Origin of the sequence: Amycolatopsis keratiniphila, from assembly GCF_000400635.2 — a bacterium.
Lineage (GTDB): Bacteria > Actinomycetota > Actinomycetes > Mycobacteriales > Pseudonocardiaceae > Amycolatopsis > Amycolatopsis keratiniphila.
Genome location: NC_021252.1, coordinates 7837341 through 7859198, shown reverse-complemented (window position 1 = coordinate 7859198; position 21858 = coordinate 7837341). Strand labels below are relative to the sequence as shown.

Sequence of the window (21858 nt, the reverse complement as noted above, 5' to 3'; positions counted from 1 at the left end):
GGTACGTAGCTAGTCAAGTTTGACTAGTGGCTGGACGCACTTTGCCTTAGGAGTCGTTCCGTAGTCAAATTTGATTACTTGGGTGGCGCGCCGAACACGGCTTCGTCGTCCGCGCCTTCGCCCGCCATCACGTACTCGCCGGCTTCGAGACGGCCGATCAGATCCCTCATCCAGGTCACGTTCGCATCCGCGTGCACGCTCCACAGGCGGTACAGCTCACTCACGTGGGGCGGTTTCCCCAGATCGACGGCGTGTTCGCGGGCGTAATGGGTCGATTGGGCGTGCGCTTCCATATTCGCCAACTGCTGTTTCAGCAACGCCAGCACCTGTGCGCGGGGCAGCGTCGGCATGAAGATGACCGCCGCCGAGAGCGAGTACCCGGTGGCGTCCTCGCTCGACAACGCCCTGCCGAGTTGCACGACGAACTCGGTTTCGCCGTCTTCGGTCAATCTGTACGCGACCCTGTCGGGCCCGCCGTCCGCTTCCAGGTCCTCGACCTGTTCCAGAAGGCCTTCGGTGGTCATCTTCTTCAGCGCGTGGTAAATCGAACCCGGCTGGACATTGCCCCACTTGTCGGCCGCCCACGAGAGAAGCTCGCGCCGCACCTGGTAGCCGTGAGCCTTGCCGTACATGCGCACGACACCCAGCACCAGCAGACGCGTGGCGGACACCGAGGCCTCCGATCCTCTCCCGGACAACAATGCCTTAGACGACGTCCGTAGGCTAAACAAGCATGAGCACCCCAGTGTTGACTGCGGTGGCCTGGCCCTACGCCAACGGCCCCCGCCACATCGGCCACGTGTCCGGATTCGGCGTCCCGTCCGACGTCTTCTCCCGCTACCAGCGAATGGCCGGCAACCGGGTGCTCATGGTGTCCGGTACCGACGAACACGGCACCCCGATCACCGTCCAGGCCGACAAAGAAGGCATGACCTCCCAGCAGACGGCCGACAAGTACACCCGCCAGATCGGCCAGGACCTGCAAGGGCTCGGGCTCACATACGACCTGTTCACCCGCACCACCACGGGTAACCATGCCGAGGTCACGCAGCAGATCTTCCTCGCGCTGCACCGCAACGGTTATGTCGTTCCCAAGACGACCCGGGGCGCGATCAGCCCCTCGACCGGCCGCACCCTGCCCGACCGGTACATCGAGGGCACCTGCCCGATCTGCGGCTACGACGGCGCGCGCGGTGACCAATGCGACAACTGCGGCAACCAGCTCGACGCGGCCGAGTTGATCAACCCGAAGTCCCGGATCAACGGTGAAACCCCGAAGTTCGTCGAGACCGAGCACTACTTCCTCGATCTGACCGCGTTCGTCGACACCCTGGGCAAATGGCTGTCCAGCAAGACCGACTGGCGCCCGAACGTCCTCAACTTCACGAAGAACCTGATCGACGACATGCGGCCGCGGCCGATCACCCGCGATCTCGACTGGGGCGTGAAGATCCCGCTGGACGGCTGGCGCGACCAGCCGCTCAAGCGCTTCTACGTCTGGTTCGACGCGGTCATCGGGTACTTCTCGGCGAGCGTCGAGTGGGCGCGCCGGACCGGCAACCCGGACGCCTGGCAGGAGTGGTGGAGCAACCCGGACGCCCGCTCCTACTACTTCATGGGCAAGGACAACATCACGTTCCACGCCCAGATCTGGCCCGCTCTGCTCTTCGGGCACAACGGCGAGGGCGACCGAGGCGGCGTGCCCGGCAAGTACGGCAAGCTGCACCTGCCCGACGAGATCGTTTCCAGCGAGTTCCTCACGATGAGCGGCTCGAAGTTCTCGACCTCGCGCGGCACGGTCATCTACGTCCACGACTTCCTGCGCGACTTCGGCCCGGACACGCTGCGGTACTTCATCTCCGTCGCGGGCCCCGAGACCCAGGACACCGACTTCACCTGGGACGAGTTCGTCCGCCGGACGAACTTCGAGCTGGCCAACGAGTGGGGCAACCTCGTCAACCGGTCCATCTCGATGGCGCACAAGAACGTCGGAGCCATCCCGCGTCCCGACGCCCCCACGGCCGCCGACGAGGAGCTCAAGGAGCTCTCCCGCAAGGCGTTCGACACCGCCGGTGCCCACCTGCAGCGGTCTCGGTTCAAGGCGGCGGCGAGCGAGGCCATGCGCGTCGTCACCGCGGCCAACCGGTACCTCTCGGACCAGGAGCCGTGGAAGCTCAAGGACGACCCCGCGCGGCGCGACAGTGTTCTGCACACCGCCCTGCAGGTGGTCTCCGACGCCAACACGCTGCTGACCCCCTTCCTGCCCCACTCGGCGCAGAAGGTGCACGAGGCCCTCGGCGGCACCGGCGTCTGGGCGGCCCAGCCCGAGCTCCAGGAAGTCGAAGACCTCGACATCCCCGGCCGGATCAACCCCATCCTCACCGGTGACTACAAGGCCGAGCAGGCGCGCTGGAAGTCCGTGCCGATCGAGGTCGGCAAGCCGCTGGTGAAGCCGACCCCGCTGTTCGCCAAGCTGGACCCGGAACTCGGCGAGACCGGTCCCGAATGGGCACCGATCTCGAAATGAGCAACTGATGGGTGCGGAGAAGAAGGAGCCGCCGCCGATCCCGGACAGGTTGCCGGTTTCGGTGGTGGACGCGCACACCCACCTCGACGCGTGCGGCGCGGTCACCGCGGCTGATGTGACAGCCATGGTCGACCGCGCCGAACGCGCCGGCGTGTCGCGGGTGATCACCGTCGCGGACGATCTCGCGGCCGCTCGCTGGGCCGCGCAAGCGTCCACTTGGGACCCTCGGGTGTGGGCCGCCGTCGCGATCCATCCCACGCGCACCAAGGAATTCGGCAAAGCCGAGAAATCCGAAGTGGAGAGTCTCGCGAAACAGTCCAGAGTGGTCGCGGTCGGCGAAACCGGCCTCGACTACTACTGGGACTATTCGCCCCACGACGCCCAGCAGGACGCCTTCCGGTGGCATATCGATCTCGCCAAGCGCATCGGCAAGCCGCTGATGATCCATGATCGAGAGGCTCACGACGACGTCCTCCGGATCCTCGAGGAAGAGGGAGCGCCCGAACAGGTCGTCTTCCACTGTTTCTCGGGGGACGAGCAGGTCGCTCGCCGCTGTGTCGACGCCGGATACGTGCTGTCCTTCGCCGGGACGGTCAGCTTCCGCAACGCGCGAGGGCTCCATGAGGCGGCGCGGATCGTTCCGGCGGACCAGTACCTCGTCGAAACGGACGCTCCGTTCCTGACCCCGCATCCGTTCCGTGGGCGGCCCAACGAGCCCTACTGCGCCGCCTACACGGTTCGGCATCTCGCCACGCTCAGGGGCGAGGCGGTGCACGAAGTGGCCGAGTCGGTGCGAAAGACCGCTGAGCGGGTCTTCCGTTTGCCGACAGTCACGGCCGGTTGAACGGATTGCGACATTAGTGATCAGCAATGGTCCACTCTGATGAGTGACCAACGTCACGACACTCCGGGCGGTGTTTGCGCAACCCGGCGAGGTTCGTTACTGTCCCGTGATCGTGCCGGTCGGTGCCCGCTCAAGCGGTCTCCGGCTGTTACGCCCACAGTCACGTCAGTGCACGTCGGGGAAGCGGAACCAGGAGCGGTACGGCCTGGAACCGTGACGATGGCGCTGGCTGCGGGTGTCGGACTTCTAGAGGTGTGCCGAAGAGCGCATCGAGACGAAGGACGTAGTGGAGCGGTTGTCGAGCTCCTCGACGTCTTGGGAAAGGGAACGACCCAGTGACTGGTAGCAGTAGGCAGGATGGCTCGCGCCTCGGCGCAGAGACGAACACCTTCGCTTCCGCCGGCTCGGTCGCCGTGCTCGACCGCGACACCCACTACGGCGAGCTCGAGTACTCCGACGATCCGCGCATCACGCACCAGGACGTCCTGGCCGCGCTCGGCCCCGACGCCGACGCCCTGATGGCCGAGATCGACGTCGACGTCGACGAGCTGATCCGCCTCATCAGCGCCGAGACCACCATGCTCCCGCCGATCGTCATTCCGGACGAGCTGGCCGAAGACCGCACCGCGGGCGCGCCGATGAAGGCCGCGACCAAGGACGAGGTCATTTCGAACTCGACCCGCGTCTGGAAGAAGCGGTTCCTCAAGGGGACCGTCATGGCGGTGCTGCTCACCCTCGGCGGTGGCGGCGCGGCCGCGATGGCGATGAACAAGAGCGTCACGCTCGACGTCGACGGCAAGCAGCAGACGGTCCACAGCTTCGGTGACACCGTCGGCGAGGTCCTCGAAGACGCCGGTCTCTCGGTCGGCGCGCACGACTCGCTCTCGCCCTCGCCTCAGGCCGAGGTGGGCGACGGCGGCGTCATCAAGCTGGAGCGCGGTCGCAAGCTGAACCTGATCGTCGACGGCGCACCGCAGCAGGAGTCCTGGGTCCGCGCGACCAACCTCGGCGACGCGCTGAACCAGCTCGGCCGCGCCGACCTCGCCAAGGCCGGCACCTGGACCTCGCTCCCGCAGAACGGTGAGCTGCCCCTCGAAGGCGCCACCGTCGAGGTCAAGACCCTCAAGAACGTCACGGTCTACGACGGCGCGAACGAACCGCGCAAGGTGCAGACCAACTCGGTCACCACCAAGGAATTCCTCGGTGAGCTCCGGATGACCCTCGGCCCGGACGACGAGGCCGTCGGCGGTCTCGACGTCAAGCTGGTCGACGGCGCCGAGGTCCACATCAGCCGGACCGGCGTCACCATGGTCAAGCAGAACGAGGAAATCGCGCCGCCCGAGCAGAAGGTCGACGACCCGGAGCTCGAAAAGGGCAAGACCAAGGTCGAGGACCCGGGCACCCCGGGCCAGAAGACCGTGACCTACAAAGTCACCAAGCGCAACGGCAAAGAGGTCGGCCGCGAGAAGGTCTCGGAAGAGGTCATCACCGAGGCCAAGCCCAAGATCGTCAAGGTCGGTACCAAGAAGCCCGCCGACCCGGTCATCGGAGACGCCGGAGCCTGGGACCGCATCGCGCAATGCGAGTCGACCGGCAACTGGGCCGCCAACACCGGCAACGGCTACTACGGTGGCCTGCAGTTCAACAAGAGCACCTGGGACGCCTACGGTGGCGAGCAGTACGCCGCGTACCCGCACCAGGCCAGCAAGGCCCAGCAGATCGCTGTCGCCGAGAAGGTTCGCGAAGACCGAGGCGGCTATGGCGCGTGGCCGCACTGCGGCAAGAAGGCCTGACGCCGGATCACCCTCCTTCCTGAAGGTCACCATGTGGGTTCTGCCCGCACGGTGGCCTTCAGGCTGTTAGAGGCCTCTGGGGCTTTGTCGCGTTCCCCGGTCTCGGTCTCGACAGCCGTGTCCACCAACGAGGGGGACGCATGTGGGCGACATTCCGGGTTCGTTCAGCCGCGGGCCCCTCTCGAACGCCTTCATCGCCGCGGCGAGGGCTTTGGCGGCCCTGCGGTGGCGCCTGCGTGGGCTTTGGTTGGCTTGCGGGCCCGTTGGCGGGCTGTGCGGGCCGAGACTCCTCAGCGACCCGTTCCGAGGTCTGCCGGGGCAGGGGGATGTCAGGGCCGGCCTCCGCGAGATCGACGATCTCTGCGAACGCGTCGCCGCGTCTCTCCGCCGGCGCACGGTCGTCGGCTTCTTCGCCAGGAGCCGGATACGCCCGCGGGACCAGGAGCGCGTTCAGGCGGGCGCCTGTCTCGGGATCGAGATCGCCGCGCATGTCCCAGCGACCGGTCCGCTTCTGGCGTAACCAGAATTCGCTTCGCTGACGTTTCGGTCCGGGCTCCTCTTTGGGCTTTCCATCCGGGTCGTGTCGTGCGAGCAGGTCGGTGCCCGCCATCGTGACGTCGCGGGGCCTTGCGACGCCTGCGAGGTCGACAAGGCCCTTTTCGGCCTCGTGCCGTTTGTCCGCGTCGAGGTGGTCGGGCAGCCTCTTCATGACAGTGACGATTCGGTCGATACCGGCTTCTGCCAACGCGCCGGTGCCGGCCGAGATGCCGGTCAAGGGCGCGACGGGGTCGATCGACGTGCCGTCGCGCGCCCGTCTCGAATTTAGTGCGAGCGCTCTCTCGGCAACTTTGTTGGCCTCGGCGCGAGGCACACGAGCCACATGCTCGTAGAAGACGGCGATCGAGTTGTATCCGTAGAGGTCTCGGACCCCACGTGACTCGATCTCGGCCAGGATCTGGCCGACCTCGGCGAACAGACGTCGCCCTTCGCGTAGCCGTGTCTGCAACTCCTCGAGGAGCAGTTCGGCGTCACCTTCCGGCAGGTTGAGCGGGAAGGTCTTGGGAATGTTTGTGCTGGTCATCCCTCGATTGTCGAGGCAGATTCGAACGAATGCACGGTATCGATCGGGTGGATGATCATCACGCTCCGGCTGCGCTGACCTGCGCCGATCACACGGGAGTGGGATACGTGTCGGTTCGAAAAAGCCATCCGGATGGTGGGGGCGGGATCACGGCTCCGTGCTCGAATGGATCATCCGGTCCCACTCCTCGCGGAGCACCCCGTAGACGACGGAGTCGTGCACGCCTCCAGACCAGCGGCGAGCGCGTCGGAACCGGCCTTCCTCGACGAAGCCCAGCCGCCGGCCGACGGCGATCATCCCTGGGTTCCCCGAGAATGTGGCGAAGTCCAGGCGAAGGGTGTCGGTGCGGGCGAATAGGTAGGTCGTCCACAAGCGCAAGGACTCAGTGCCGTAGCCGCCGCCCCAGTACTGCTCGTCGTAGATCACCAGTCCCATCCGTCGCCAGTCGGTCTGCCTGCTTTCCCAGTACCAGCTGACCCTGCCGATCAACCGGTCGTCCCTCAGGTCGCATACGGCGAGGCTGGTGCGAGGATCGGATGGCTCGGCCTTGGCCGTGGTGAGCTCGCGCGCCGTCGAGTCGGCGGCCGCCGCGGTCGGAGTGCCGAAGTACGGCCCGTTCGTCTCGTGCCAAGGCCGCGCGGGATCGAGTAGGCCGCGCAGCGGTTGGAGGTCACCTGGCCTCCAGTCGCGCAACCGGACCTTCTCGCCTTCGAGTACGACGTCGTCCACCGGCCAATCGTGGCCTACCGGGGCTGGTTACGATCGTCGGGTGATTGAACTGCTCGGTCCTGCGGAGATCAGGGCGCTGGCGGCCGAGCTGGACGTACGTCCGACCAAGAAGCTCGGCCAGAACTTCGTGCACGATCCCAACACGGTGCGACGTATCGTCGACCTTTCGGGGGTCGGTGAAGGCGACGTCGTGCTGGAGGTCGGGCCGGGCCTCGGCTCGTTGACCCTCGGCCTGCTCGCGACCGGCGCCGAGGTCGTCGCGGTCGAAATCGATCCCGTGCTCGCAAGGCGCTTGCCGAACACCGCGGCCGAACGGGGCGGGGCCGAACGGCTGACGGTCGTCGGTGCGGACGCGCTGCGGATCACGGCGGACGACCTGCCCGCGCGTCCGACGGCGCTCGTGGCGAATCTCCCGTACAACGTCGCGGTTCCGGTCGTGCTTCACCTCCTTGCCGAGCTGCCGTCGCTGACCAGCGGCCTCGTGATGGTCCAGACCGAGGTCGCGGACCGGATGGCGGCCGGCCCCGGGAGCCGGACTTATGGCGTTCCGAGCGTCAAGCTCGCTTGGTACGGAAAGGCGCGCAAGGTCGCCGCCGTGCCTCGAGCGGTGTTCTGGCCTGTTCCGAATGTGGACTCCGCTCTGGTCGCTTTCGAACGGGGTGACGTGGTGTCGTCCGTGGAACGGGAGAAGTTGTTCGCGGTGGTCGACGCCGCCTTCTCTCAGCGACGGAAGACTTTGCGTGCCGCGTTGGCGTCATGGGCCGGTTCCGCCGAACGCGCGGGGGAACTGCTCGAGAAGGCGGGTATCGACCCCAAGACGCGCGGTGAGCAGCTGGACGTTCACCAGTTCGCGCGGATCGCCGCGGCTGTCGGCTGACCAACTGCCCGAGGTGTGACCGGCGCCGCGCGGACGTCCGCCGGGCCAGGTCAGCACGAGTGCGTAAGTCTTCTTCTCGATCTGTATAAGCCGACATCGTCTTAGCAGGTAGCGAGCCTGACGCAAGTCGGAGGCGCCTACTTCTGTTCCATTATATGGACACCCGATCCTGTATAATGGACGCGACCAGACGTGTGATCTGCGCCTACGCGCTTGCTTTCATCCAGTGGGATCGGTTTTACTCAGTGAGCCATCCCGAGCGACTGAGAGACCTGGCTCGCCGAAGTCGCAGCAACCACCCTCCACAGGGCAGGTGCTACAGCCAGGACCGATGGAGGCTGTGCCTAATGAACAGGGTCACCCACCCGCTCCTGCTGACCAGGCGACGTGTCGTCGATGAAGGTCGCCGCACGGTAAGTGCGTGTCGACGCTCCACCGTTACTGCCTGAGTCCTTTCGCCTTTACCTCTGAAACCCGTCCGTTCCCGGACGGTCACTCGGTGACGGTCGGCGCGCTCGAAAGATGCAGCGCCCCATTCGCATGGAGCCTCTCGTGATCACTGTCGAAAACCTGTCCAAATCCTTTCCCCTCAACGGAAATCCCGTCGTCGCGCTGCGCGATGTGAGCGTGGACATCCAGGCGGGCTCGCTGTTCGGAGTCGTCGGCCCGGCCGGTTCCGGCAAGTCGACCCTCGCTCGTTGCATCGGTCTTCAGGAGCGTCCCGACCGCGGCGTCGTCCGCCTCGACGGGCTCAACACCGGGACCCTCGACGGACGCCGTCTGCGCGAGATCCGGCGGCAGGTCGGCGTCGTGAGCACCAAACCGGAACTGCTTGCCGAGCGCACCATCGCCGGCAACATCGCGTCGCCGCTCGAACAGCTCGGTCTCGACGGGCCGCAGCGTCGCAACCGGGTCGGCAATCTGCTGGACCTGGTCGGCCTCACCCCGCGGGCGGGGCAGCGGCCGGGCGAACTGTCCGAAGGGCAGCTGCGCCGCGTGGCCATCGCCAAGGCGCTGGCCGCGGGGCCGTCTGTGCTCTTGGCCGACGACCCGACCGCAGGTGTGCAGTCCGAGGAGTCCGGCGCGGTTCTGACCGTGCTCGACCGGGCGCGTGCCGAGCTCGGAGTCACCGTGCTGCTCACTACTCCCGACGCCGGCGTCGTGCGCCGTGTCTGCGACGACGTCGCGGTTCTGGAGGCCGGGGCGATCGTCGAGCGTGGAACCGTGCTCGATCTGGTCTCCGACCCGAACAGCCGGACCGCGCAGGCGCTGCTTCCCGCGATCGAGACCGGGCGGGCGCAGGCCTCGAAGTACGACCGCGCGGTGGACGTCGTGCTCGTCGGCTTCGCCTCGGTCGGTGCGCTGCTTCCGGAGGCCGCTGGTCGCTTCGACGTCGAACTCGCCACGATCGGCGGCGGCCTGACCCGGATCGGCGACACGCCGGTGGGCCGGTTCCGTCTCGGTGTGCGCGGCGAACGCGCGGACGCCGCGCTCGCCTGGATCGCCGAACGTGGCGGCCACGTGACCCACCCGGTCCGCGGACCGCAGGGCGTCGCTGCCTGATTTCTCCACGTACGGGCCGCTCAGGACGAAAACCGTCCGGGGCGGCCCGTACGTGTGTCCGACTCGTCCTGTTCTCTTTTCTCCTGGTGACAGCGCAAGTGGAGCGGCCACGTAGGCTTGACGGGTGCTCGCCGTCGTACCGCCCCCAGTGACCGTCAGGGTTCCCGCCAAGGTCAACCTGCACCTGTCGGTCGGTGACGTACGCCCGGACGGCTACCACGAGCTGGTGACCGTGTTCCAGGCGCTTTCCTTGACCGACGAGGTGACCGTCGCGGTCACCGAGGACCCCGGCGTCGAGGTCTACGGCGAAGGCGAAGGCTCCGTACCGACGGGGGCCAACAACCTCGCTTGGAAGGCCGCTCAGGCGCTGGCGGCCCACGTCGGCAAGGCGGACGGCGAGTCCAAGGTCAGGGTGGTGCTGCGCAAAGGCATCCCGGTAGCGGGCGGGATGGCCGGGGGCAGCGCCGACGCGGCCGCGACCCTGGTGGGACTCGCGTCGCTCTGGAAGCTCGACATCTCCCGGGACGAACTGGCGGGTATCGCCGCGAAGCTCGGCAGCGATGTCCCGTTCGCGCTCTACGGCGGGACAGCGTTGGGCACCGGCCGAGGTGAGCAACTGGTGCCGGTCCTGTCGCGGCACACCTTCCATTGGGTCCTGGCCTTCGACCAACGTGGTCTTTCGACTCCGAGGGTGTTCGGCGAGCTGGACAAGTTGCGTGAAGAGGGCAGCCCGCCGCGGATCGGTTCGCACACTCCGGTGGTCGAGGCGTTGGCCTCCGGTGACCCGCGGCAGTTGGCGCTGCTTCTCGGCAACGACCTGCAGGCGGCCGCCGTCTCGTTGCGGCCGGGGCTGCGCCGCACCTTGCGGGCCGGCGTGAACGCGGGCGCGCTCGCCGGCACCGTCTCCGGATCCGGGCCGACCTGTGCCTTTCTGTGCGCGGATGCCCAGTCGGCCGTCGAGGTCGCCGCGGAGCTGTCCGGTGCGGGTGTCTGCCGCACGGTGCGCGTCGCACACGGGCCGGTGCCCGGAGCCCGGCTGGTCGGCGGTGACGACGCGCCGCGGCCGTCACCGCCGCGGGTGCACGCGTGAGGGTGTCCGAAAAGGACATCGACTAATTCGTTGTGGTGCAAGCTTTTCGGAAAGGATCGGCTGAGGCATGGCCAACTTGGTCAACCTGGAGTCGGTGAGCAAGTCCTTCGGGGTGCGCCCGCTGCTCGACGGTGTTTCGCTCGGTGTGGCGGAGGGGCAGCGTATCGGCGTCGTTGGTCTCAACGGCGGTGGGAAGACGACGCTGTTGGAAGTTCTCGCGGGGATCAGCGAACCGGATACGGGACGGGTCAGTCAGGTCCGTGGCCTGAGGATGGCCGTCGTCACCCAGCGGACCGAGCTCCCCGCCGGCAGCACCGTCGGAGATGTCGTGCTGGAGCGCTACGGCGCTGAGCACGAGTGGGCCGCTGACGCACGAGTCCGGTCCATTATGGACGGTCTCGGGATCACCGCTCTCGGCCTCGAGAAGGAAACAGCGAACCTGTCCGGTGGCGAACGCCGCCGGGTGGCGCTGGCCGCCGCTCTGACCGGTGAACTGGACCTCGTCGTCCTCGACGAGCCGACCAACCACCTGGACGTCGAAGGCGTGCGCTGGCTCGCGGATCACCTGTTGAACCGCAAGATCGCGGTCGTGGTCGTCACGCACGACCGGTGGTTCCTCGACACGGTCGCGAGCCTGACCTGGGAGGTCACCAACGGTCGCGTCGAGCAGTACGAAGGCGGGTACGCGGACTGGATCTTCGCGCGAGCGGAGCGGGCGAGGCTGGCGGCGACGGCCGAGGAAAAGCGGCAGAACCTGGCGCGTAAAGAGCTCGCCTGGCTGCGTCGGGGCCCGCAGGCCAGGACCTCGAAGCCCCGCTACCGCGTCGAGGCGGCGGAGGCGCTGATTTCCGACGTGCCGGAACCGCGTGATTCGGTCGAGCTGCAGGCGTTCGCCCGCCGGCGGCTGGGGAAGACCGTGCTGGAGATCGAGGACGCCACGTTGACCGTCGGCGACCGCACCCTCCTCGATCACGTCACCTGGCGGATCGGGCCCGGCGACCGGGTCGGTCTGGTCGGCGTCAACGGGTCGGGCAAAACGACGCTTCTCAAACTGCTCGGTGGCGACAAGGAGCCCGAAACGGGCCGGCGCATCCAGGGCAAGACGGTCAGCCTCGCGCATTTGCGGCAGGAACTCGACGACCTGCCGGGAGATCTGCGCGTGCTGCAGGCGATCGAAGAGGTGTCCGGCCGGGTCGTGTTCGGCAAGCAGGAGCTCACCGCTTCACAGCTCGCCGAAAAGCTGGGGTTCCCCGCGGCGAGGCAGTGGACGCCGGTCGAAGACCTTTCCGGTGGTGAACGGCGCCGCCTGCAGCTGTGCCGGCTTCTGATGGCCGAGCCCAACGTGCTGTTGCTCGACGAGCCGACGAACGATCTCGACATCGACACCTTGCAGCAGCTCGAAGACCTGCTGGATTCCTGGCCGGGCAGCCTCGTCGTCGTCTCGCACGACCGGTACCTGGTGGAACGCGTCTGCGACACGATCGTCGCCTTGTTCGGCGACGGGCAGGTGACCCACTTGCCGGGCGGGATCGAGGAGTATCTGGACCGGCGCGCGAAGAGCCTGGAGAAGGCCGGCAGTGACCGGAAGGCAGGCAACGCGCAGGTCTCCGCGCCCAAGAAGAGCGCCGCGGAGCAGCGTGCCGCGCAAAAGGAGCTGTCCCGTCTCGAACGCAAGCTCGACCAGCTGCACGCGAAGGAGGAGAAGCTCCATGCGGCGCTGCTGGCCGCGGCGACCGATCCGACGAAGCTCATCGAGCTGAACACCGAATTGAAGGCCGTCGAAACGGAGAAAGAGGAGGTCGAAGCCCAGTGGCTCGAGACCTCCGAAGCGATCGAATGAGTTCGCTCGACGGCGCGCGGGTCTTCCAGCGAGGACAGTAGTGTGACGCGCATGAGTCGGTTCGTGGACACGCTCGTCGCCACCGCGGCGGGGCGAGGTCAGCAGCGGGGAATGGTCACCGGGGAGCCCAAGGAGCCGGTTCGGCGGACCTGGGCCGAGATCCACGAGCAGGCCAAGCGGGTCGCCGGGGGTCTGGTGGCGGCCGGGCTGGAGCCCGGCAAAGCGGTCGCGGTCCTGGCGGCGGCGCCGTCACTGATCGCGCCGACGGTTCAGGCGGTTTGGCTCGCCGGCGGCAGCGTGACGATGCTGCACCAGCCGACGCAGCGCACCGACCTCGCGGAATGGGCCGAGGACACCGTTCGCGTGCTGCGGATGATCGGTTCCGGCTTGGTTCTGCTCGGCGAGCCGTTCGACCAGCTGGCGCCGGTGCTCACCGAGCACGGCATCGCCTTCCAGGTCATCACCGAACTGCTCGAGGCGGAGCCGCTGGCGGAGCCCGTGCCGACGGCCGAGTCGGACACGGCGCTCCTGCAGCTGACCAGCGGGTCGACGGCCGACCCGAAGGCCGTTCAGATCACCTACGGGAACCTGTATTCGAACGTCAAGGCGATGGTCGATCGGGCCGAGTTCGACTTCGACGTCGACGTGATGGTCTCGTGGCTGCCCACCTTCCACGACATGGGGATGGTCGGCTTCCTGACGGTCCCGATGACGTTCGGCGTCGAACTCGTCAAGATCACGCCGCTCGAGTTCCTGTCGGGACCGCTGATCTGGCCGCAGCTGATCAGCAAGTACAACGGCACGACCACAGCCGCGCCGAACTTCGCGTACGCGATCGTGGGCAGGCGGATGGCCCGCGTCGAGGACGACAACGCGTACGACCTCTCGAAGCTTCGGATCGCGTTGAACGGCGCCGAGCCGATCGATGAAACGGCCGTGCAGACGTTCGTCGACGCCGGGGCACGGTTCAAGATGCCCGCCGAATGCGTCTTCCCGGCGTACGGCATGGCGGAGGCGACTCTCGCGGTTTCGTTTGCGCCGCTGTTCACCGGCTTGACGCTGGACGTCGTCGAGGCCGACGCGCTCGAGACGGACAACCGGGCGGTGCCGGTCCCCGAGGGCGACCCGCGCCGCGGGACCGAAGAGGTCCGGTCCTTCGCGGTGCTCGGGCCGCCTCTCGACGGGCTGGAAGCCGAGATCGTCGACGACAAGGGGACCGTCCTCGGGGAACGCGAGGTCGGGGAGATCCGCCTGCGCGGCGAGGCCGTGACGCCGGGGTACCTGACCATGGAAGGTCCGCTCGCGACACAGGACGAGGACGGCTGGCTGCTCACCGGTGACCTCGGTTACCTGGTCGACGGCATGATCGTGATCTGCGGCCGTCGCAAGGACGTCATCATCATGGGCGGCCGGAACCTGTACCCGACCGACATCGAACGGGCGGCGACTTCGGTCGAAGGGGTGCGGGCCGGGAACGCCGTGGCCGTGCGGCTCGACGCCGGCAGCCGACGGGAACGGTTCGCCGTCGTCGTCGAATCGAAACTCGCCGGGGATCCGGAGACGGAGAAGGCACTGGCGAAGGAGGTCGCGGCCAAGGTGCGCGGCGCGGTCGACATGCGGCCCTTCGCCGTTGTGGTGCTCCCTGCTGGGAGCTTGCCGAAGACGCCCTCGGGCAAGGTGAAGCGGGCCGCGACCGCCGTCCAGTTCGCGGACAAGATCGCCAAGAACGCGGCGACCAGCTGATACGAAAGGGCCGGGCCGCGAGAGTCGCGGCCCGGCCCTTTCGCGGCACCTCCCGTTGGTCAGCGGCGTCGCCAGAGTGGCTTGCGGTTATGGGTGTGTTCCAGGGCAGGCGCTATGTAATAGCCGGAGGACTGGGACATCCCGGCCAGGGTTCCCTCGACGTCCCGCAGGAACGCGTCGACAGCTGCCGGGTCGTAGCCTCGTTTCGAAAGCGGCGCTTTGGCGAACGCCACGTTGTGGACGTCCGAAACCGTCAGATCGTCGTCGCCGTCGAGAGTCGCCGCGACCCGTTCGAGGAAGGCGTCGACAGCGGGTTCGTGGTAGCCACGGGCGCCGATCGGCGCCCTGTCGAATTGCCGGGTTCTGGCCTCGAACGCGGTGACGGGCACTAGCGCTCCCGCAGGGACTCGACGGGACCGCGGTCCGGAACGGCGCGTTCGGCGGTGGCCTCGTCCTCTTCACGGGCGCCGGGCAGGCGGAGCGCGTGCTGGCCGGTCCGGTGGGCGAGCTGACCCTCGACCTTGTCGAGGAAATCGTCGACTTCGCGTTCGTCGTAGCCGCGCTTCCCGATCAACGGACGCGAGAACATGACGTGATGGACCTCGGCGGCCGTCAGGTCGTCCCGGTCCGAGAGCGTGTCGGCGATCCGTTCCAGGAACGCGTCGACCTCGTGTTTGGCGTATCCGCGCCGCCCGATCGGGGCGTTCGGGAAAGTGGCGCCGGTGATGTCTTCGGCCGTAAACGACATGAAACTCTCTCCGGTTTCGGTGGGGAATGCGATCTCCGCATTCCGTCCTAACGGGTTTGAGAGTTCCCCGGAAGAGTTCGCGCTATTCCACGACTCGATCAGGGGCGTGGTGAAACGCCTTCGAGTGACGAGGTGTCACACACCGCCATGTGAGCGGATTCACCCAGCGTGGAAGGTGTTCTGGGCCGCCGCGAGACCGGTGCTGATAAGCGCTTCAACAGCGTCGGCGCAACGATCGATCTCGAAAGCGAGCTCTTTGCGTTCGACCGTCGAGAAGTCCTTCAGCACGAAATCAGCCGGATCCTGACGCCCTGGAGGCCTGCCGACGCCGAAACGGACACGGTAGTAGTCCTTCGTGCCCAGGGACTTGGTGATCGAGCGGAGACCGTTGTGGCCGTTGTCGCCACCGCCCAGCTTCATCTTGAGCGCGCCGAAGTCGACGTCCAGCTCGTCGTGGACGACCACGACACCCGCCGGGGGGATCTTGTAGAACCTGGCCGCGCCCACCACCGGGCCGCCGGAGAGGTTCATGTACGAACGCGGTTTGACCAGCACCACCCGCTGGCCTGCCAGCCTGCCTTCGAGGACTTCAGCGCCGCTCTTGTGGGCTTTGAACTTGCCGCCGACGCGGCCGGCCAGTTCGTCGAGCACCATGAAGCCGACGTTGTGCCTGTTGCCCGCGTATTGGGGGCCGGGATTGCCGAGGCCGGCGAGCAGGATCTGCTCGCCGGCCCCGGGAAGTACTGCTTCGGTCACATCGGTGACTTTATTCGGCGTCCTCGGCGGGGGTCTCCGCAGCCTCGGCCTCTTCGCCCTCGAGCGCGGACTCGGACGGCGCCTCGTTCACGGCGACGACCAGCGCCTCGGCGTCGGTGACCAGGGTGGCGCCCTGCGGCAGGGTGACCTGCGAGGCGAGGATCTGGGTGCCGGCTTCGACGCCCTCGACCGAGACCTCGACCTGCTCGGGGATGTGCAGCGCCTCGACCTCGACCTGAAGGGTGTCGAGGTCGGTGGTGACCAGGGTGCCCGGGCCCGCGGTGCCGGTGACGACGACCGGGACGTCGACGGTGACCTTCTCGCCGCGGCGGACGACCAGCAGGTCGACGTGCTCGATGTAGTTCTTCAGCGGGTGGACGACGATGGTCTTCGTCAGCGCCAGCTCGCTCTTGCCTTCGAGCTCGAGGGTGATGACGGCGTTGCTGCCGTTCTCACGCACGACGCGCGCGAACTCGAGGGCGGGCAGGGCGTAGTGGCGCGGGTCCGAGCCGTGCCCGTACAGCACCGCGGGGATCTTGCCGGCACGACGCGTGCGACGCGCGGCACCCTTGCCGAATTCGGTGCGGGGCTCGACGGACAGGCTTACCTCGGACACGGTGTAGCACTCCTTCAATTCACCAACATGTTCAGCGAAAGCATGCTGAGGTGGGGATGGTTCGGGCGGTTCGGGTGTTCGGCGGCGAATTCCACAGGCGTGCTCGACCGCGTGTGGCCACTCAAGCCGCCGCGTCGATCACGTCGGGCACCAGGTGCTCACGGAACCCGCCTCGCCGAGACCGGGAAAGTGTAGACCAAGCGGTCGTGCCGGGGTCCCGCCGGGTGGCTCGTTCAGATGACAAGTCGGTGACAGCTGCTTCGGGAACCCGTGGATGCGGTGGTGCGCGACCCCTTTCCTAGGGTGTGATCTCCTCGCACTCGAGACAAGGGGGCGGAATGGCGGCACGACGGTCGAGGATCGGCGCGATCGCCGCGTTGTGCTGCCTCGTGGCCGGTTGCGACGTCGCGATCGACGGGGCCGCGGGGATCTCGCCCGCCGAGCAGCAGCGGGTGGACCGGCGCGCCGAGCAGCGCGGCGCTGTCGAAAGTGCCCTGAAGGCGCTCGAGCAAGCTCCGGCCGTTGTATACAAGTCGACAATCAAGGACGCTGCCGGCAAACCCGCCGAATTGCAGTTCCGGATCACCCGCAACGGCAGCGCGCACGGCGCGTTGCCGGTCGACGGCCAGGCCATCCAGGTCCTGGCCGCGGATAAACAGCTGTACCTCTCGGCGACGCCGGAGTACTGGAAGGCGCACGGCCTCGGCAACAGCGAGCAATACGGCACCAACTGGGTCCGTACCGACGGCTCGGACCTGCCGGTGAACGCCGTCGAGGTGCTCAGCCCGCGCAAGGCCGCGTCGACACTGAGGACCGCGGTGTCCGCGATGGACCCGCTGACCGATCCTGTCCGGTCGAAGTTGCCCGACGGGACCGAGGTCTACGACATCGGCAGTGGGCTCGGCGCACTGCGCGTGACCACCGCGGCGCCGCACCGCATCGTCAGTTTCGCGCCTTCTCTCGTCGCCGCGGCGGGCGGTAAGACGCTCGGCGCCGAGATGCGGGTCGAACCGCTCGCCGGGGACGCGCTCAAGAAGTTCCAGACCGATCTGGACGGCGCGATCGGGGGAATCGGGCAGCCGTTCGACGCGCTCACCCAGGTGAGTGTCAGCGTCGTCAACGACAAACTGGACTGCACGGACTTCGTCGGAACCTGCCGGGCGACCATCGACGTCGCCAACACCGTCATCGGCGGCGCGAGCGGGACGCCCGTGCATCTGACGCTGACCGTCGATTTCACCGCGCAATCCCTCGGCGCGCAGAGCTGCACGGCGGCCGCCGACGCGGCACCCGGAGCCACGACGAGCATGACCTGCGAGGTCAAGTTCAAACTGCCGAATCGGAACGCCAGTTACCAGGTGCAGGCGAAGCCGTCAGCGCGCGGCGAGGTCCGGGCGCCGGTCGACGTCAACGCCGTCCGCGAGAAGCTCAAGTCCGAGTTCGCCGCGCTGGGTGGCTGACCTGCACACTCACCTCGAGGTGCGTTGCATACGTTGAAGTAGCCGATCTTGCGTTCTTAGCATCGGCGTGGTCGCCGATGAAAAGGGAGAAACGCGATGGCGAAGTTGGTTGTGTTCGGAGGAACCGGGTACGCGGGCGGAAAGATCGCCGCGGAGGCGCGCGGCCGCGGTCACGAGGTGCTGGCGGTGTCGAGGAACGCGGAAGGCGAGGGCACCAGGGCGGGCTCGCTCTACGACGAGGCCTTCCTGGCCGACGTCGCCAAGGGCGCGGATGTCCTGGTCATCGCGGTTCACGGGCAGAGCGGTCTGCTCGAAGCGGTGCCCTCGATCGCCCAGGTCGCGAAGGACAACGGCGCGCGGATCGGGGTCGTCGGCGGGGCAGGCAGCCTGAACGTGGCCGAGGGCGGGCCGCGCCTGATCGACACCCCCGAGTTCCCGGACGAGTACAAGGGCGAGGCGGGTGCGCACGCCGAGGTGCTGGAGGCGTTCCGGAAGCTTCCCGAGGACGTCGACTGGTTCTACCTCAGCCCGGCCGCGGAATTCGGCGCGTGGGCCGAGGGCGAGCGGACCGGCGAGTTCCGGCTCGGCGGAGACGTGCTCCTGACCGACGAAAACGGTGGATCGAAGATCAGCGGCGCCGACTACGCGATCGCGTTCGTGGACGAGATCGACAAGCCGGAGCGCCGCCGTCAGCGTTTCTGCGTCGCTTACTGACCGGACAGTTCCTTCACGACCGGCGCGAACGTTTCCAGCATCGGCTCGAACACCGTGATGTAGGAGAAGCCGTACCGTTCGCGACGCTCCTGGAGCTGCCGGACCATCTCGCCGGTGGTCCCGAACAGCAATTGGGGCGTTTCGAGCAGGGTGTCGACGTCGAGGCCGTCCTGATCTTTGACTTCTTCACGCCAGGACTCCGCGGCCGCGCGCCGGTCGTCCGCGACCACGACCCGCTGGACGAGCATGTTCAGTTCGGGATCCCGGTCGTTCGCGTGTGAACGGAAGAAGGCGACGCGCTCGTCCATGCGTTCGGCGTCGTCGAGCCGGAAGGTCCCCGGCGGCTTTCCCGGTGCTTGACGAAGGCCCGCGAAGCCGGCGATGTCGGCTTCGCGGGCGGCGAGGGAGAGCACGCCGTCGCTGTTGCCCGCGAGGAGCAGCGGCGGGGGCGTGATCCCTTCGGCGGCGAAGTGTTCGCGCAGGTGGTCAAGGCTCTTGGCGAGGTACTCGATACGTTCCTTGGCCGGGGTCCAGGGCAGGCCGGCATCGTCGAATTCCGATTTCATGTGACCGGAGCCGAGACCGAGGTCCAGCCGGTCGCCGGTCATCTTCACCGTCGTGACGACGTCGCGCGCGAAGAGCGCGAAGTTGTAGAAGGGCACGTTGGAGACGAGGGTGCCGACGCGGGGCCGTTGGGTCACCGCAGCGGCCATGGTCAGCGCCGGGAAAGGCGAGTTCCGTCCTGAGCCGAGATGATCCGGCACGGAGATGACGTCGTATCCGAGGGCCTCGACGCGGCGGCACTTCGCGACCCAGTTTTCGCGGTTCTCGGCGCCCCACAGGTTCACGCCGAATTTGAATTTCCCCATGTCGGAAACCTAGCCAGGCGGGGAGGCCGGGCGCGCGCCGTTTCGCGAGGAGCCGAAAACGAAGCAAGGGACCTTTGCTCTCACTCTCCGAAAGAGAGTGGTAGCAAAGGTCCCTTGCTTCCTCGGGGATCAGGCGTTGCCGTCGAAGAGGGACGTGACCGACCCGTCCTCGAAGACCTGCTGGATCGCCTGCGCCAGCAGCGGCGCGATGGACAGCACGGTCAGCCCGGGGAACCGCTTCTCCTCCGGGATCGGCAGCGTGTTGGTGACGATCACCTCGCGCGCCTTGCAGTTCGACAGCCGCTCGGTGGCGGGGTCGGACAGGATGCCGTGCGTCGAGGCGATGACGACGTCGGCCGCGCCTTCGTCGAGCAGGGCCTCGGTGGCCTTCACGATCGTGCCGCCGGTGTCGATCATGTCGTCGATCAGCACGCACAGCTGGCCGCGGACCTTGCCGACGACGCGGTTGGCGACGGCCTGGTTCGGCTTGTCCGGGTCGCGGGTCTTGTGGATGAAGGCGATCGGCCGGTCACCCAGCTGCGCCGCCCACTTCTCGGCCAGCCGCACCCGGCCCGAGTCCGGCGAGACGACGGTGATGTTCTCGTCCTGGTAGGTCTTGTTGATGTGCGCGGCCAGCACGTTCTGCGCGAGCAGGTGATCGACGGGACCGTCGAAGAAGCCCTGGATCTGCGCGGTGTGCAGGTCGACCGTCATGATCCGGTCGGCGCCGGCGGTCTTGAACAGGTCCGCGATCAGGCGCGCGGAGATCGGCTCGCGGCCCTTGTGCTTCTTGTCCTGCCGCGCGTACGGGTAGAACGGCATGATCACGGTGATCCGCTTGGCGCTCGCGCGCTTGAGGGCGTCCACCATGATCAGCTGCTCCATCACCCACTCGTTGATGGGCGCCGGGTGGCTCTGGATCACGAACGCGTCGGCCCCGCGCACCGACTCGTTGAACCGGACGAAGATCTCTCCGTTGGCGAAGTTGTGCGCGGTCTGCGGAACGATCGCGATGTTGAGGTGCCTGGCCACCTCTTCGGCGAGTTCCGGGTGCGCGCGCCCGGAGAACAGCATCAGGTTCTTCTTCGGTGTTCCGGACTTCGAGCTCATGCTGGCGACTCCCCGTCGTTTCCCTTATTTGAATCGGACACGGCGGTGGTGTCCTGCTTCGCGGCGGAAGCTGCTTCCGCCGCGGGTGTGCCCGGCCTGCGCCGGGACACCCAGTCTTCGATGTTGCGCTGCGGCCCGGTGGACACGGCGAGCGCGCCCGGGGGCACGTCTTGCCTGATCACGGTGCCTGCCCCACTGTAGGCGCCATCGCCGATGGTCACCGGGGCGACGAACGTGTTGTCCGCGCCGAGCCGCACATGGGAGCCGATCGTGGTGTGGTGCTTGTTCACGCCGTCGTAGTTCACGAAGACGCTGGAACACCCGATGTTGCTGTTCTCGCCGATGGTCGCGTCGCCGACGTAGGTCAGGTGCGGAACCTTCGTCCCGGCGCCGATGTCGGCGTTCTTCGTCTCGACGAAAGCGCCGAGTTTGCCCTTGGTCCCCAGTTTGGAGCCGGGACGCAGGTAGGTGAACGGGCCGACCTTCACGCCGTCGCCCAATTCCGAATCGGAACCGTGCGTCCGCACCACCGACGCGCCCGCGCCGACGGAGACGTTCTCCAGAGTGCTGTCCGGGCCGATCTGCGAGCCTTCGCCGACCGACGTCGAGCCCTTCAGCTGGACACCGGGTTCGATGACGACGTCGCGCGACAGGGTCACGCCCGCGTCGATCCAGGTGCTCGCCGGGTCGACGACCGTGACGCCCGCCCGCTGCCAGCCGCGGACGATCCGGCGGTTCAGCTCGGCGCCGAGGACGGAGAGCTGGACGCGGTCGTTGACGCCTTCGGTCACCCACGGGTCGTCGATGACCAGCGCGCCGACACCCTTGCCGTCGCCGCGGGCGATGCCGAGGACGTCGGTGAGGTAGAGCTCGCCCTGCGCGTTGTCGGTCGAAAGCTTCGAAAGCCCGTCGACCAGGACCGACGCGTCGAAGGCGTAGACGCCGGAATTGATTTCGGCGATTTCGTGCTGTTCGGGGGTGGCGTCCTTCTGCTCGACGATCGAGGTGACGACGCCGTTTTCGTCGCGGATGATCCGGCCGTATCCGGTCGGGTTCTCGACGACCGCGGTCAGCACGGTGACCGCGTTGCCGGTGGAGGTGTGCTCGGCGACCAGGGAAGCGAGCGTTTCGGTGTCGAGCAGCGGGACGTCGCCGTAGCTGACGACGACGGTGCCGGTCAGCCCGGCGGGCAGCGCCGAGAGCGCGCACGAGACGGCGTGCCCGGTGCCCTTCTGCTCCTCCTGGACGGCCGTGACGACCTCGCGGCCGAGCGCCTCGCCGACCTTCGCCAGCCGGGCGCCGACCGAGTCGCGGCCGTGGCCGATGACCACGACCAGGTGCTCCGGGTTCAGTCCCGCGGCGGCCCGCACCGCGTGCTCGACCAACGGGCGGCCGGCGATCGGGTGCAGCACCTTCGGGGTGGACGAGCGCATGCGGGTGCCCTCACCCGCGGCGAGGATCAACGTGCTCAGCGGGCCGGTCACGGCACTCCCAACAT

The 21858-nt window shown here is 67.5% G+C and carries 20 protein-coding genes and 1 riboswitch; of the genes, 10 read left to right on the top strand and 10 right to left on the bottom strand.

The genetic code is table 11. The annotated features are described in order from the left end of the window. Positions 1 to 74: 74 nt before the first annotated feature. A complete protein-coding gene (locus AORI_RS76245) occupies positions 75 to 671 on the bottom strand; it encodes a PadR family transcriptional regulator (RefSeq protein WP_016337324.1) in 597 nt (198 codons plus the stop codon). A gap of 62 nt (positions 672 to 733) precedes the next feature. On the opposite strand from AORI_RS76245, the gene metG reads away from it, so the two are divergent. From metG to AORI_RS76230, 3 genes are all read left to right on the top strand, one after another. After that, positions 734 to 2527 (top strand): methionine--tRNA ligase, encoded by a 1794-nt coding sequence (gene metG, locus AORI_RS76240; protein ID WP_081809743.1) that lies wholly within the window; start codon positions 734 to 736, stop codon positions 2525 to 2527. 7 nt (positions 2528 to 2534) lie between these two features. Continuing rightward, positions 2535 to 3371 (top strand): TatD family hydrolase, encoded by an 837-nt coding sequence (locus tag AORI_RS76235; protein WP_016337322.1) that lies wholly within the window; start codon positions 2535 to 2537, stop codon positions 3369 to 3371. A 413-nt stretch (positions 3372 to 3784) separates the two neighbouring features. Further along, entirely contained in the window at positions 3785 to 5164 is a 1380-nt protein-coding gene (locus AORI_RS76230) for a resuscitation-promoting factor (protein WP_043848394.1), read from the top strand. Positions 5165 to 5222: 58 nt separating this feature from the next. Here the strand turns inward: AORI_RS76230 and AORI_RS83115 are convergent, their stop codons facing one another. Together AORI_RS83115 and AORI_RS76220 are read right to left on the bottom strand one after the other, a co-directional pair. Then, the gene (locus tag AORI_RS83115; protein ID WP_081809742.1) at positions 5223 to 6245 is read right to left on the bottom strand and encodes a DUF222 domain-containing protein; all 1023 of its coding nucleotides are present in this window, start codon (positions 6243 to 6245) and stop codon (positions 5223 to 5225) included. 147 nt (positions 6246 to 6392) lie between these two features. Next, positions 6393 to 6974 (bottom strand): GNAT family N-acetyltransferase, encoded by a 582-nt coding sequence (locus tag AORI_RS76220; RefSeq protein WP_016337318.1) that lies wholly within the window; start codon positions 6972 to 6974, stop codon positions 6393 to 6395. A 40-nt stretch (positions 6975 to 7014) separates the two neighbouring features. On the opposite strand from AORI_RS76220, the gene rsmA reads away from it, so the two are divergent. The 5 genes from rsmA to AORI_RS76195 all read left to right on the top strand — a co-directional run bounded on the left by rsmA (position 7015) and on the right by AORI_RS76195 (position 14087). Next, entirely contained in the window at positions 7015 to 7851 is an 837-nt protein-coding gene (rsmA, locus tag AORI_RS76215) for a 16S rRNA (adenine(1518)-N(6)/adenine(1519)-N(6))-dimethyltransferase RsmA (protein WP_016337317.1), read from the top strand. Between the two features lie 247 nt (positions 7852 to 8098). Continuing rightward, a riboswitch (SAM riboswitch) is annotated at positions 8099 to 8189 on the top strand. A 214-nt stretch (positions 8190 to 8403) separates the two neighbouring features. Continuing rightward, a complete protein-coding gene (locus tag AORI_RS76210; protein ID WP_043849178.1) occupies positions 8404 to 9414 on the top strand; it encodes a methionine ABC transporter ATP-binding protein in 1011 nt (336 codons plus the stop codon). A gap of 124 nt (positions 9415 to 9538) precedes the next feature. Further along, on the top strand, positions 9539 to 10504 hold the full coding sequence (locus tag AORI_RS76205; RefSeq protein ID WP_007028772.1) for a 4-(cytidine 5'-diphospho)-2-C-methyl-D-erythritol kinase: 966 nt from the start codon (positions 9539 to 9541) through the stop codon (positions 10502 to 10504). A gap of 67 nt (positions 10505 to 10571) precedes the next feature. Further along, positions 10572 to 12344, top strand: a complete 1773-nt coding sequence (locus AORI_RS76200) for an ABC-F family ATP-binding cassette domain-containing protein (RefSeq protein WP_016337314.1) — start codon at positions 10572 to 10574, stop codon at positions 12342 to 12344. 51 nt (positions 12345 to 12395) lie between these two features. Further along, a complete protein-coding gene (locus tag AORI_RS76195) occupies positions 12396 to 14087 on the top strand; it encodes a fatty acyl-AMP ligase (protein WP_016337313.1) in 1692 nt (563 codons plus the stop codon). A 59-nt stretch (positions 14088 to 14146) separates the two neighbouring features. Here the strand turns inward: AORI_RS76195 and AORI_RS76190 are convergent, their stop codons facing one another. From AORI_RS76190 to AORI_RS76175, 4 genes are all read right to left on the bottom strand, one after another. Beyond that, on the bottom strand, positions 14147 to 14476 hold the full coding sequence (locus tag AORI_RS76190; protein WP_016337312.1) for a DivIVA domain-containing protein: 330 nt from the start codon (positions 14474 to 14476) through the stop codon (positions 14147 to 14149). Then, positions 14476 to 14835, bottom strand: a complete 360-nt coding sequence (locus tag AORI_RS76185) for a DivIVA domain-containing protein (protein WP_016337311.1) — start codon at positions 14833 to 14835, stop codon at positions 14476 to 14478. Before AORI_RS76185 ends, AORI_RS76190 begins: the two co-directional genes overlap by 1 nt. Before the next feature lie 159 nt (positions 14836 to 14994). Then, complete coding sequence (gene pth / locus AORI_RS76180) at positions 14995 to 15591, bottom strand: aminoacyl-tRNA hydrolase (protein ID WP_016337310.1); 597 nt, start codon at positions 15589 to 15591, stop codon at positions 14995 to 14997. A 10-nt stretch (positions 15592 to 15601) separates the two neighbouring features. Next, positions 15602 to 16207, bottom strand: coding sequence for a 50S ribosomal protein L25/general stress protein Ctc (locus tag AORI_RS76175; RefSeq protein ID WP_016337309.1), 606 nt, complete (start codon positions 16205 to 16207; stop codon positions 15602 to 15604). A gap of 338 nt (positions 16208 to 16545) precedes the next feature. Between AORI_RS76175 and AORI_RS76170 the strand changes: the two genes are divergently transcribed. After that, the gene (locus AORI_RS76170; protein ID WP_016337308.1) at positions 16546 to 17667 is read left to right on the top strand and encodes a hypothetical protein; all 1122 of its coding nucleotides are present in this window, start codon (positions 16546 to 16548) and stop codon (positions 17665 to 17667) included. A 96-nt stretch (positions 17668 to 17763) separates the two neighbouring features. After that, the gene (locus AORI_RS76165; RefSeq protein WP_016337307.1) at positions 17764 to 18381 is read left to right on the top strand and encodes an NAD(P)-dependent oxidoreductase; all 618 of its coding nucleotides are present in this window, start codon (positions 17764 to 17766) and stop codon (positions 18379 to 18381) included. On the opposite strand, the gene AORI_RS76160 is transcribed toward AORI_RS76165, so the two are convergent. The 3 genes from AORI_RS76160 to glmU form a co-directional block, all read right to left on the bottom strand. After that, positions 18375 to 19250 carry a TIGR03621 family F420-dependent LLM class oxidoreductase gene (locus AORI_RS76160; protein WP_016337306.1) on the bottom strand — a complete coding sequence of 292 codons (876 nt, stop codon included), beginning with the start codon at positions 19248 to 19250 and terminating at the stop codon, positions 18375 to 18377. The genes AORI_RS76165 and AORI_RS76160 overlap by 7 nt on opposite strands. A 129-nt stretch (positions 19251 to 19379) precedes the next feature. Further along, a complete protein-coding gene (locus tag AORI_RS76155; RefSeq protein ID WP_016337305.1) occupies positions 19380 to 20360 on the bottom strand; it encodes a ribose-phosphate diphosphokinase in 981 nt (326 codons plus the stop codon). Further along, positions 20357 to 21844, bottom strand: coding sequence for a bifunctional UDP-N-acetylglucosamine diphosphorylase/glucosamine-1-phosphate N-acetyltransferase GlmU (gene glmU / locus AORI_RS76150; protein ID WP_016337304.1), 1488 nt, complete (start codon positions 21842 to 21844; stop codon positions 20357 to 20359). The genes AORI_RS76155 and glmU overlap by 4 nt, the downstream gene beginning before the upstream one ends. Positions 21845 to 21858: the final 14 nt, after the last annotated feature.

What these genes read in the sequence shown, in the direction of transcription:
- AORI_RS76165 (WP_016337307.1), top strand. Translation starts at nt 17,764, where the DNA reads ATGGCGAAGTTGGTTGTGTTCGGAGGAACCGGGTACGCGGGCGGAAAG.
- AORI_RS76160 (WP_016337306.1), bottom strand. Translation starts at nt 19,250, where the DNA reads ATGGGGAAATTCAAATTCGGCGTGAACCTGTGGGGCGCCGAGAACCGC.
- AORI_RS76235 (WP_016337322.1), top strand. Translation starts at nt 2,535, where the DNA reads ATGGGTGCGGAGAAGAAGGAGCCGCCGCCGATCCCGGACAGGTTGCCG.
- AORI_RS83115 (WP_081809742.1), bottom strand. Translation starts at nt 6,245, where the DNA reads ATGACCAGCACAAACATTCCCAAGACCTTCCCGCTCAACCTGCCGGAA.
- metG (WP_081809743.1), top strand. Translation starts at nt 734, where the DNA reads ATGAGCACCCCAGTGTTGACTGCGGTGGCCTGGCCCTACGCCAACGGC.
- AORI_RS76170 (WP_016337308.1), top strand. Translation starts at nt 16,546, where the DNA reads ATGGCGGCACGACGGTCGAGGATCGGCGCGATCGCCGCGTTGTGCTGC.
- AORI_RS76155 (WP_016337305.1), bottom strand. Translation starts at nt 20,360, where the DNA reads ATGAGCTCGAAGTCCGGAACACCGAAGAAGAACCTGATGCTGTTCTCC.
- AORI_RS76195 (WP_016337313.1), top strand. Translation starts at nt 12,396, where the DNA reads ATGAGTCGGTTCGTGGACACGCTCGTCGCCACCGCGGCGGGGCGAGGT.
- AORI_RS76185 (WP_016337311.1), bottom strand. Translation starts at nt 14,835, where the DNA reads ATGTCGTTTACGGCCGAAGACATCACCGGCGCCACTTTCCCGAACGCC.
- AORI_RS76200 (WP_016337314.1), top strand. Translation starts at nt 10,572, where the DNA reads ATGGCCAACTTGGTCAACCTGGAGTCGGTGAGCAAGTCCTTCGGGGTG.